Here is an 11,806-nt window from a genome sequence, read left to right as displayed (position 1 = left end):
AAATATGCAATCTGAAACGATAACAAGTCCTAATATTTCTTTTGATGATTATAAAAATCAAATTCTTAAAGATTATAAAATAGCTCTTATAAGTAGAGAATGTAGTCTATTAGGTCGACGTGAAGTGCTTACAGGTAAGTCTAAGTTTGGAATTTTTGGAGGAGGAAAAGAATTACCACAGCTTGCGATGGCAAGAGTTTTCAAGAACGGAGATTTTAGATCCGGTTACTATAGAGATCAAACTTTTATGATGGCTATAGGACAATATTCTATAGAACAATTTTTTGCAGGATTATATGCACATACAGATATAGAAAAAGAACCTTTTGCAGCAGGTAGACAAATGGGGGGACATTTTGCTACACACAGTTTACATGCAGATGGAACATGGAAAAAGCTTACAGATCAAAAGAATTCGAGTTCTGACATCTCTCCTACTGCTGGGCAAATGCCAAGATTATTAGGATTGGCACAAGCTTCAAAAGTATTTCGTAATGAAAAAAGTGTAAAGGAAGGATTTTCAAATTTTTCTATAGAAGGTAATGAAGTTGCATGGGGTACTATTGGTAATGCTAGTACTAGTGAAGGTCTTTTCTGGGAAACAATCAATGCTGCTGGTGTGCTTCAAGTACCTATGGTGATAAGCGTTTGGGATGATGAATATGGTATTTCTGTTCACGCTAAACACCAGACGACAAAAGAAGATATTTCTTTGGTTCTTGAAGGATTTAGAAGAGATGAAAATACACCTGGGTATGAGATTATAAAAGTTAATGGATGGGATTATCCTGCCTTAGTAGATGCTTATGAGAGAGCAGAAACTATAGCAAGAGACGAACATGTTCCTGTAATTATTCACGTAAAAGAATTAACACAACCTCAAGGTCATTCTACTTCTGGATCTCACGAACGTTATAAGAGTGAAGAACGTTTAAAGTGGGAAAGCGAATTTGATTGTAATAAAAAATTCAGAACATGGATTATTGATCATAATATTGCTACAGAAGAAGAGGTAATTGCGTTAGAAAAAGAAGCAAAAAAGGAAGTAAGAAAAGGAAAAACTGCATCATGGAATGCTTATATTTCTGAAATTAAAGCAGAGCAAAAAGAAGCTGTTACTTTATTAAAGACAGTTGCAGATTCAAGTTCTAACAAAAACTTTATAGCGCCATTAATTGATGCTTTAGAAAGTAAAGAAGAGCCTATAAGAAAAGATATTTTAGAAGCAACTCGTAAAACATTAAGATTCTTAACTAAAGAAACTTCTGCCGAAAAGAAATCTTTACAACAATGGGTTACAAATTATATGGCTAAAATAAAGCCTAAATATAGTACTCACCTTCATAGTGAATATGATTCAAAAGCAATCAATGTAGCAGAGGTTTTACCTGAATATAATGATGATACTGAAATGGTTGATGCAAGAATCATTATTAGAGATAATTTTGATATGATTTTTGATAGAGTACCTGAAGCATTAATCTTTGGTGAAGATAGTGGTAAAATTGGAGATGTTAATCAGGGACTAGAAGGATTACAAGATAAGTATGGTGAGATTAGAATATCTGACGCAGGTATTCGTGAAGCTACTATAATTGGTCAAGGTATAGGGATGGCAATGAGAGGACTACGCCCTATTGCAGAGATTCAATACCTAGATTATATCTTGTATTGTGTTCAAGGATTAAGTGATGATCTTGCCACGTTGAGATATAGAACATTTGCAAGGCAAAAAGCACCATTAATAGTAAGAACTAGAGGACATCGTCTAGAAGGAATTTGGCATTCTGGCTCTCAAATGGGAGGTTTAATTCACTTATTAAGAGGAATTCACTTCTTAGTACCACGTAATATGACAAAAGCAGCAGGTTTTTATAACACTTTACTAGATAGTGATGAACCAGCTGTAGTGGTTGAATGTTTAAATGGTTACCGCTTAAAAGAAAAAATGCCAGCTAACCTTGAAGAAATTAGAACTCCTATTGGTGTAGTGGAAACGATTAAAGAAGGTACAGATATCACTGTAGTTTCTTATGGATCAACTTTAAGACTAGTTGAGCAAGCAGCAAAAGAATTATTGACTGTAGGAATTAATGTTGAAGTTATTGATGCACAATCATTATTACCTTTTGATATTAATCATGATACAGTTAAGAGTGTTGCTAAAACAAATCGTTTATTAGTTGTAGATGAAGATGTTCCTGGTGGAGCGACTGCTTATATTATGCATAAATTGATGGATGAACAAAATGTATATAAATATTTAGACAGTAAGCCACAAACATTAACTGCACAAGCACATAGACCTGCATTTGGAACAGATGGAGATTATTTTAGTAAACCATCTGCCGAAGATATTTTTGAGAAAATTTATGAAATTATGAATGAAGTAAATCCTACTCAATTTCCAGAATTGAGATAAGTTACCTCATAAAAAGATTAAGAAGAAGGCTCAATTTGTAGCCTTCTTCCGTTTTTATACGATATAATAAAAATACCTTTTCTAAAACCAGTATCAATTAATATTTTTCTGAATTCTTGAGCTTCGGCAAGTGTTTCAAAAATTCCTAAACTAAATTTTAAATATTCATTATCTCTATAAATTCGGTGATTTGATAAATTGTCAGAAATCAATGAGATTTCTTGATTCTCTGAAGCAATAGCTGATATCTGAACTGTATAGATCTTTTCTTTGTCTAGTAGGTTTTTTGCTAGATAAAATTCTCTTAATTCTTCTAGTTTTTCCTTTTCTTCTTGAATAACTAATTTTTCCTCTTCAGAAAGTATAGCTTCTCCTCCATTATTGCTTATAGTATCTTGAGATATGGAATCAATAACGGTTGTAGTCTCTTCTTGTTCAGAAATTTCTTTAAGCGGAGTGATTTCTTCAACTTCTTGTGTAGCAACTTGTTTTTTTTCTGGAGTTGATAATTGTATTTTATCTACATAAATCAAATATCCAAATGAAAGTATGTTAATAATTATAACACCTAAAATTATCGCAATAAGAGTTTTTTTCTCTTTATACGATTTTACAATCTTCTTCTCTTTATAGTCAACAATATATTCTAACTCTGCTTTTTTATTTTCGGCATCATTAATTTGGTCATATAAGGCTACTAAATCTTCTTCTCTAATCTCAGGCACAGGGATCGTATTAAAATTATTATAAAGTATTCGTTAAAATGTATTAAAACTTACACTTTAACGAATTTGTTTTGTATCAATAATGTTTAAAATTGTCTTAAGGAATCCATTTAACATCTTTGAAATTTGGTTTACGCTTTTCTAAGAATGCGTTTCTACCTTCTTTAGCTTCTTCTGTCATATAAGCAAGACGAGTTGCTTCACCTGCAAAAACTTGTTGTCCTACCATACCATCATCGGTAAGATTCATAGCAAATTTTAACATTTTGATAGATGTAGGTGATTTTTCTAAGATTTCTTGAGCCCATTGATATGCAGTATCTTCTAATTCGGCATGAGGAATTACAGCATTAACCATTCCCATTTCATAGGCTTCTTGAGCAGAGTAATTTCTTCCTAAAAAGAAAATTTCTCTAGCTTTTTTCTGTCCAACCATTTTGGCTAAATAAGCAGAACCATATCCACCGTCAAAACTTGTAACATCAGCATCTGTTTGTTTAAAAATAGCATGCTCCTTACTTGCTAAGGTCATATCACATACTACATGAAGACTATGTCCTCCTCCTACAGCCCATCCTGGAACAACAGCGATAACAACTTTGGGCATAAAACGGATAAGACGTTGCACCTCTAGAATATTTAATCTATGCATACCATCGTCTCCTACATAACCTTGATGTCCCCTAGCCTTTTGATCTCCACCACTACAAAAAGCATATACACCATCTTTACTAGATGGACCTTCTGCAGATAAAAGTACAACACCTATAGAAGTATCTTCTTGAGCATCATAAAAAGCTTCGTAAAGTTCGCTTGTAGTCTTAGGTCTAAATGCATTACGTACATCAGGTCTATTAAAAGCAATACGCGCTACACCATTAGATTTCTTATACGTAATATCTTCAAACTCTTTTACAGTTTTCCATTCAATTGTATTTGTACTCATATAGTCTTTATAATTTTACCCAAAAATAAAACATAAATAAATACAAGACAGCATAAGAGGTATGCTTTATCGTTTTTTTGAAGAAAATATTGTGTGAATATACTAGAAAATATAAACTATTTATCGTGCGAGAAGTATTTACAGTCTAAAAATAGATAACATTAAAGAAAACTATTCTTTGATGATAGTTAATCTAGCTCTAGCACCAGTAGCTAGATTCCAAACCTTATTAGAGATTTGATTTCCTTTTTCATCATATAATCTAAACTCTGCTGTATTAGGACCAGAAGCACCTTGATTTAAAGCTTCAAATTCAATACGATTAAATCCCTCTTGCAGAAAAATATCAAATCCAATAAAATCAGAATTTAATAAGATGTTAGGTTCTGCAACTTGATCATTAACATACATACGAACTCTGTCACCATCTATTGATTGATGATCTCTGCAATAAACTTGAACAAATTTTCCGTTATTTTTAAAACTTCCTAAGCTTTGATTTTTTAAATGAGCTCCTTCAAAAGCATTATCTTTTGCAAACCACTTAGGTGTTTTTCCTTGTTCTTGTGATAATAAATTAGATTCTATTCGCATACCTTGATGTTGTTTCTTTCGATTAAGCGGTAGCATAGAATCTGTAGGTTTATAAAGGCTCAAACCATTTATTCTTGATGTTTCTCCTAGTTTTTTACTACTATTAGGAGATAAATAACTTTTTTCTGCACTAATTCTATTTCCTAAAGTGTTAGAGGTTCCTAATTTTTTAGTATCTAATTGAGAAGATACATGAAAAGTAATTAGAAATAAAGTGATAAAAAAGGCTATATGTTTCATAATAAAATGATTTTAAAGTCTATGTAAGTAATTAATCTCTATAAATTAGAAATCCTTACACGTATATATAAAAGCCGGTGGCATATTTAAAAGACAAAAATCTGTACTCAATGTTGCAAAACTATTTTTAAGTAGTTTTTGATCGTTTATAGAATATTGATATTGAATAAACTCACCTTGGGGCTTTAATATCGATTTTACATCGACTAATAGCTTGTTTTTAATTTCTTGAGAGATATTAGCCAAAGGTAGACTCGAGATCACATAGTCGATTTTTTTATCTTTAAAATCAGTGGTTAAATGTGATACACAGTTATTTAATACCGTAAATCTTTCATCTTGTATAGCTCCTCTTAATTTATTAGCAAAAACTTCATTTATTTCATAAGAATATAAATGCGATTCGGGATTCATTTTATTCAAAATGTATTTTGTAATACTTCCATCACCAGCTCCTAACTCTACTACTACTAATTCCTTATTTTGATTCAATGATTGTGTAAGTTTTTTTGCTAAAAACTTTGAACTTCTAAATAGACTTCCAGTTTGCTTTAAATTATTAATGGCATTGACTGTGAATGATTTTGACATATATGCTAAATAAATTCGTATTCCCTTACTTTTCTTGTACTGTAGTATTTTCCCAGTAAAACTATAGGCAATAGTGCCTATATAAAGCACAAGATAAAAAAAATCAAGATGTATAGCTAAATTAAACATCTAAGTATTTCATAAAACTACTCTTGAACCTATTATTGAGACGGTAATACGCCAGTTTTGTTACAATAAAATGAAGATTCTTTTAAAAAAAATATAAAAAAAGAGCCATATGCTAATATGACTCTTTTGAATATTTTTAAGCAATTTGCTATTATGCGTGTATTGCTCTATTATCTGTAGCAGCAAGAGCTGCTTCTTTAATAGCTTCAGTAAATGTAGGATGAGCATGAGACATTCTTGAGATATCTTCGGCAGACGCTCTAAATTCCATTGCTGTAACAGCTTCGGCAATTAAATCTGCACAACGTGCTCCTACCATATGAACACCTAAAACCTCATCTGTAGTTTTATCAGCTAAGATTTTAACGAATCCGTCAAGATCTTTACTTGCTCTAGCTCTACCTAAAGCTCTAAATGGGAATTGCCCTATTTTGTATGCAATACCTTCTTCTTTTAATTGTTCTTCGGTTTTTCCTACTGCAGCAACCTCTGGCCAAGTGTAAACTACACCTGGTATTAAATTATAATCGATATGTGGCTTTTGTCCAGCAAGAGTTTCTGCAACAAATGTACCTTCTTCTTCTGCTTTGTGAGCAAGCATTGCTCCCTTTATAACATCTCCAATAGCATAGATATTTGCTGCAGAGGTTTGTAAATGATCGTTTACTTCTACTTGTCCTCTTTCATTGATTTTAACACCAGCAGCTTCGGCATTTAATCCATCTGTATATGGTCTACGACCTACAGAAACTAAACAGTAATCACCTTTAAATTCAACAGGGTTACCTTTTTTATCATCAGCTGTAATAACAACCTCATCTCCTGTATTAGTAACACCAGTTACTTTGTGTGAAGTATAAAATTTAACACCTTGTTTTTTCATTGCTTTTTGCAATTCTTTAGAAAGTGCTTTATCCATACCAGGAATAATACGATCCATGAATTCAACCACAGACACATTTGCTCCAAGACGACGATATACTTGACCTAATTCAAGACCAATTACACCACCTCCTATAATTACTAAGTGTTTTGGTACTTCTTTTAATTTTAAAGCTTCTGTTGATGTGATTACTCGCTCTTTATCTATAGAGATAAAAGGTAATGTAGATGGTTTTGATCCAGTAGCTATAATAGTATGTTTAGCTTCTATAGTTTCTTGACTACCATCATTCTTTGCAACAGTAATATGAGTAGCGTCTTTAAAAGATCCTAAACCTTCGTATACATCGATATTATTCTTTTTCATTAAGAATTGTATACCATCACAAGTTTGATCAATAACAGTTTGTTTGCGAGCAATCATCTTTTCAAGATTCACTTTTACCTCGCCAGGAATCTCAATTCCGTGCTCTTCAAAATGTTTTACAGCATGCTCATAATGGTGAGAAGAATCTAATAATGCTTTACTCGGAATACAACCTACATTCAAGCAAGTACCACCTAAAGTTGAATACTTTTCAATAATTGCAGTTTTCATTCCTAATTGTGCGCAGCGAATGGCTGCTACGTATCCACCTGGCCCAGAGCCAATAACGGCAACGTCGTATATACTCATAATTTCTTAGTTACATTGATTGTACCGAACCTACTTAGTAGTATTCTTTATCTAAAAACAAATGTACAAATGTTTTCAGTTTTTGACCTAGTTGTTTTTCATCAAATTCTATATTTATTTATCTATATCTACAAGAAAAAGTTTTTAAATAAACAATATTAGACATCATCAAAAAGTTATACATTTACGAAAATTCAATTTAAGCAATGCGATATTTATCAACTTTAGGGCTACTTTTTATCATTGTATTATGGAGTTCATGCCGAAAAGATTTTGAAGCTATTCCTAGTAATGGTGGTCTACAATTCTCTAGAGATACCGTATATCTAGATACTGTTTTTACAAATATTGGTTCTAGTACGTATACTTTTAAAGTATATAATAGAAGTAGTGAAGATGTAGAAATTCCTTCTATACGATTAGAAAGAGGTGATGCTTCTAATTATAGATTAAATGTAGATGGAATTCCAGGTAAATCTTTTGATAATATTCAAATATTAGCCAAGGATAGTATTTTTGTTTTTGTAGAAACTACAGCAGATATTACTGATCTTACTACAACCGCTACAAATTTCTTATATACAGATAAGGTATTATTTGATAGTGGCAATAATGAACAAGATGTAGATCTTGTAACGCTTATTCAAGATGCAAATTTCTTGTTTCCATCTAGAGATAATATGACAGGAGAAGTTGAAACATTGAGTTTAGGTATGGATGCAGATAATAATGAAATACGTATTGAAGGTTTTTTTCTCGATGATAATGAATTACATTTTACTAACGAAAAGCCTTATGTAATCTATGGGTATGCAGCGGTACCAAGTAATAAAACATTAACAATAGATGCTGGTGCTCGAATTCATTTTCATGAGGATTCTGGTATAATTGTCGCAAATCAAGCTTCGTTAAAAGTAAATGGAGAATTGAGTACTGATCCAGAATTGATGGAGAATGAAGTTATTTTTGAAGGCGATCGTCTAGAACCTTTATTTAGTGATATTCCGGGACAATGGGGGGCAATATGGCTTACGGCAGGTAGTACAGGACATGAGATTAACCATGCTACAATAAAAAATGCAACTGTAGGAATTTTAATGGATTCTAATGATGGAGGAACTGATCCTACACTTACAATTCGTAATTCTCAAATCTATAATAGTTCTAATGTAGGTTTATTAGCTCGTACAGGACATGTTTTAGGCGAAAACCTAGTAATTAACAATTCTGGACAAGCATCACTTAACTGTTCTTTAGGAGGAAGATATACTTTTAACCATTGTACTTTTGCAAACTATTGGGATACTAGTTTTAGACAGTTTCCATCCGTTTTAATCGATAATAATTTGCAAGTTGATGCTACAAATGTTGTAATAGCAGATTTAATAGAGGCTAATTTTAATAATTGTATCATTTATGGAAATGAGAATTTAGAGTTAGCTTTTAATCAGGTAGAAGGTACTGCTTTTAATTATAAATTTGAAAATTGCCTGATACGTTTTAACGATATCAATAATCAATTTGCACAAAATCCATTGTATGATTTTACGAACGCTACCTTATATGAAAATAGTTTGTTTAATGAAGAACCAGATTTTAAAGACGCTTTTGAAAATGAGATGAATATAGGTGAAGATTCTGCTGCCAATGGAACTGCTCGAGCTTCTAGTGTAACTACAGATATATTGGGAATAACAAGAAGTGCTACTGCTCCAGATATAGGAGCTTATGAGAGTGTTGTTTTTGATGACAACGATTAATTTTTATTAAATAAAGAATAATACTAAATAGACGAAAAGCCTTTAGATAAAACATCTAGAGGCTTTTTTTATGACTATATCTTTTAATTCAATTGTCTTATAATTATTTTTATTTGGAACGATCGTGACTTTTTGTTTGTAATAGTAATTATTTGATTAGAAATTTACTTTTTGTTCAAATTCCTAAAAGAGATCATATAAAAAAAGAGATTGCAATACAATCTCTTTTTTTATATGATAAACTTATGTTTATTGATTATTATTTGACCTCTTCATAATTATCATCCCAATTTTTAACGTTTGGTTTTCCTAATTTACCAACAGATTTTGCAACTAACATAGATACTGTTGCATCACCTGTTACATTGATTGTTGTTCTACACATATCTAATGGACGATCTACAGCAAAAATAAGCGCTAATCCTATAGGTAATTTATCGGCAGGGAATCCAATTGCTTCTAATACAATAACAAGCATTACCATTCCTGCTCCAGGTACAGCAGCAGATCCAATTGATGCTAATAGCGCTGTTAAAACAATAGTAATTTGATTACTAAAAGTTAATCCTTCTGGCCATAAAACTTGCATAATAAATACAGCAGCAACAGCTTGATATAAACTTGTTCCATCCATATTAATAGTTGCTCCTACTGGAAGTACAAAACTAGATACTTCTTTATCAACTCCTATATGTTCTTCTACACGTTCCATAGTAACCGGTAGAGTTGCCGCACTTGAGCTGGTAGAGAAAGCTAATAATTGAGCTGGACTAATTTGTTTTAAGAACCAAAGTGGAGATTTTTTAGCAATTACAGCTACTAATAAACTATAGAATGCTACCATTAAGGATAATCCAAAAACAACAACTCCGGCATATTTTAATAGAGCTAATAGTATATCTGCATCATCAGAAGTTACTACAACATTAGCTAATAAGGCAAATACAGCATATGGAGCAAATAACATAATTAAATCCACCATTTTTAGAATAACCTCATTTAAACTGTCAAAGAAGTTTTTAAGAGGTTTTGCTTGTGATGGCTTTATTAATAACATGCTAATTCCTAGGAATATAGTAAAGAATATTACTTGAAGCATCATTTTATTATTGCTCATTGCTTTAAAAGCATTTTGAGGAACCATATCTACTATAAACTGTAAAGGACCGCTTTCTTGCTGTTTTGAAGCTTCGGCTATACGAGCAGATATTTTTGCGTTACTAGCATATTCTGTAGTTAACTTATCAATAGTTGCTTGAGTAATACCATCTCCTGGTTTTAAGATATTAACTAAAGCTAATCCAATACAAATAGCAACAACAGTAGTGAAAATGTAAATGATAATTGTTCTACCTCCTATTTTTTTGAATTTAGAGATATCTTGTAAATCAGATATTCCTTTGATCAAAGAGGCTACAATTAAAGGTACAGCTATTAGTTTAAGCAAATTAACAAATATAGTTCCGAATGGTTTTATCCAATCACTCACTAGTTCTTTTCCAATTGAGAAATGTGTCATGGTATAGCCAAATAAAACTCCGGCTAACATTCCGATTAATATCTGCCAATGCAGTGCTATTTTCTTCATAAAATCTATTTTAATAAGCTGTTTAAACCTAATTATAATGAAAGCAAATAAGGATAATTATTAAGGCATTTCATTAAGCAAAAAATCTTTTTATTTTTCTATTAGTCGTTCAATATATAAATTAAATACAAAAAAACAGTGTCCTTAATTGATAAGAATACTGTTTAATACATGTTTGTGATTCTTTTAATATTTAGAAGTACGGTTTAATAACCAATAATCTACTAATACCAAAGCAGCCATGGCTTCGACAATAGGTACTGCTCTAGGTACAACACAAGGATCATGTCGACCTTTACCTTGCATGGTTACTATATTTCCTTCTTTATCTATTGTTTCTTGATCTTGCATGATTGTAGCAACTGGTTTAAAGGCTACTTTAAAGTAAATATCCATACCGTTTGATATACCACCTTGTATACCTCCAGAAAGATTTGTTTTTGTACTACCATCTGCATTAAAAAGATCATTGTGTTGACTACCTTTTAGTTTTGCACCTTCAAAACCACTACCATATTCAAATCCTTTTACAGCATTGATAGAGAGCATGGCTTTACCTAATTCTGCATGTAATCGATCAAAAACTGGTTCACCTAAACCGACAGGAACATTTTTAATTACACAACTGACCATACCACCTACAGTATCGCCTTCTTTTCTTATTTGCTTGATATAACGTTCCATTTCTTCTGCTTTAGAAGTATCTGGACAACGAACTATATTTTTTTCGGTTTGTGTTAAATCAAGATCTTGATAAGGTTTGTCAAGCGTAATAGCTCCTACAGCACTTACGTATGCATTAAAATCAATGTCTTTTAAAACTTGTTTTGCAATAGCTCCAGCTACTACTCTACTTGCAGTTTCTCTTGCAGAAGAACGTCCTCCTCCTCTATAATCTCTAAAACCATATTTTTGATCATAGGTGTAATCGGCATGAGATGGTCTATATGAATCTTTTATGTGTGAATAATCTTTTGATTTTTGGTTTGCATTTTTGATAACAAAACCTATAGGAGTACCTGTAGTTTTTCCTTCAAAAATACCAGAATAGAATTCAACAGTGTCTGGCTCTTTTCGTTGTGTAACTATTGCAGATTGTCCTGGTTTTCTACGATCTAATTCTTTTTGTATAGCCTCAAGATTTAAAGTGATTCCAGCTGGACATCCATCAATAATTCCACCAATAGCCTCGCCATGAGATTCTCCAAAAGTTGTTACTTTAAATACCTTACCAAATGTATTCCCTGCCATTG

General features: G+C 31.9%; 9 protein-coding genes. 2 read left to right on the top strand and 7 right to left on the bottom strand.

Annotation, left to right across the window (positions count from 1 at the left end):
* Nucleotides 1-4 precede the first annotated feature (4 nt).
* Nucleotides 5-2,422, top strand: a complete 2,418-nt coding sequence (locus ACYEKI_RS00560) for an alpha-ketoacid dehydrogenase subunit alpha/beta (protein WP_459209194.1) — start codon at nt 5-7, stop codon at nt 2,420-2,422.
* A gap of 17 nt (nt 2,423-2,439) precedes the next feature.
* Here the strand turns inward: ACYEKI_RS00560 and ACYEKI_RS00555 are convergent, their stop codons facing one another.
* The 5 genes from ACYEKI_RS00555 to lpdA form a co-directional block, all read right to left on the bottom strand.
* Nucleotides 2,440-3,147 (bottom strand): hypothetical protein, encoded by a 708-nt coding sequence (locus ACYEKI_RS00555; protein ID WP_459209193.1) that lies wholly within the window; start codon nt 3,145-3,147, stop codon nt 2,440-2,442.
* A gap of 97 nt (nt 3,148-3,244) precedes the next feature.
* On the bottom strand, nt 3,245-4,093 hold the full coding sequence (locus ACYEKI_RS00550; protein WP_459209192.1) for a 1,4-dihydroxy-2-naphthoyl-CoA synthase: 849 nt from the start codon (nt 4,091-4,093) through the stop codon (nt 3,245-3,247).
* Between the two features lie 171 nt (nt 4,094-4,264).
* Complete coding sequence (locus tag ACYEKI_RS00545; protein WP_459209191.1) at nt 4,265-4,927, bottom strand: hypothetical protein; 663 nt, start codon at nt 4,925-4,927, stop codon at nt 4,265-4,267.
* A 45-nt stretch (nt 4,928-4,972) separates the two neighbouring features.
* On the bottom strand, nt 4,973-5,518 hold the full coding sequence (locus tag ACYEKI_RS00540; RefSeq protein ID WP_459209190.1) for a class I SAM-dependent methyltransferase: 546 nt from the start codon (nt 5,516-5,518) through the stop codon (nt 4,973-4,975).
* A gap of 280 nt (nt 5,519-5,798) precedes the next feature.
* Nucleotides 5,799-7,205 carry a dihydrolipoyl dehydrogenase gene (gene lpdA, locus ACYEKI_RS00535; RefSeq protein ID WP_459209189.1) on the bottom strand — a complete coding sequence of 469 codons (1,407 nt, stop codon included), beginning with the start codon at nt 7,203-7,205 and terminating at the stop codon, nt 5,799-5,801.
* A gap of 206 nt (nt 7,206-7,411) precedes the next feature.
* Here lpdA and ACYEKI_RS00530 point away from each other — a divergent pair, with 206 nt between their 5' ends.
* Nucleotides 7,412-8,965, top strand: a complete 1,554-nt coding sequence (locus tag ACYEKI_RS00530) for a hypothetical protein (protein ID WP_459209188.1) — start codon at nt 7,412-7,414, stop codon at nt 8,963-8,965.
* Between the two features lie 259 nt (nt 8,966-9,224).
* On the opposite strand, the gene ACYEKI_RS00525 is transcribed toward ACYEKI_RS00530, so the two are convergent.
* Together ACYEKI_RS00525 and aroC are read right to left on the bottom strand one after the other, a co-directional pair.
* Nucleotides 9,225-10,553: a dicarboxylate/amino acid:cation symporter gene (locus ACYEKI_RS00525; protein ID WP_459209187.1), complete on the bottom strand. Its 1,329-nt coding sequence runs from the start codon at nt 10,551-10,553 to the stop codon at nt 9,225-9,227.
* Between the two features lie 186 nt (nt 10,554-10,739).
* Nucleotides 10,740-11,804: a chorismate synthase gene (gene aroC, locus ACYEKI_RS00520; RefSeq protein WP_459209186.1), complete on the bottom strand. Its 1,065-nt coding sequence runs from the start codon at nt 11,802-11,804 to the stop codon at nt 10,740-10,742.
* Nucleotides 11,805-11,806: the final 2 nt, after the last annotated feature.

The sequence above is a fragment of the Aquimarina rhabdastrellae genome, assembly GCA_947387485.1.
Taxonomy (GTDB): domain Bacteria; phylum Bacteroidota; class Bacteroidia; order Flavobacteriales; family Flavobacteriaceae; genus Aquimarina.
This window is presented reverse-complemented; position numbering and strand designations above follow the sequence as displayed.

Coding starts and splice junctions, on each gene's coding strand:
- ACYEKI_RS00560 (WP_459209194.1), top strand. CDS start 5: ATGCAATCTGAAACGATAACAAGTCCTAATATTTCTTTTGATGATTAT.
- ACYEKI_RS00550 (WP_459209192.1), bottom strand. CDS start 4,093: ATGAGTACAAATACAATTGAATGGAAAACTGTAAAAGAGTTTGAAGAT.
- ACYEKI_RS00545 (WP_459209191.1), bottom strand. CDS start 4,927: ATGAAACATATAGCCTTTTTTATCACTTTATTTCTAATTACTTTTCAT.
- ACYEKI_RS00540 (WP_459209190.1), bottom strand. CDS start 5,518: ATGTCAAAATCATTCACAGTCAATGCCATTAATAATTTAAAGCAAACT.
- lpdA (WP_459209189.1), bottom strand. CDS start 7,205: ATGAGTATATACGACGTTGCCGTTATTGGCTCTGGGCCAGGTGGATAC.
- ACYEKI_RS00530 (WP_459209188.1), top strand. CDS start 7,412: ATGCGATATTTATCAACTTTAGGGCTACTTTTTATCATTGTATTATGG.
- ACYEKI_RS00525 (WP_459209187.1), bottom strand. CDS start 10,553: ATGAAGAAAATAGCACTGCATTGGCAGATATTAATCGGAATGTTAGCC.
- aroC (WP_459209186.1), bottom strand. CDS start 11,804: ATGGCAGGGAATACATTTGGTAAGGTATTTAAAGTAACAACTTTTGGA.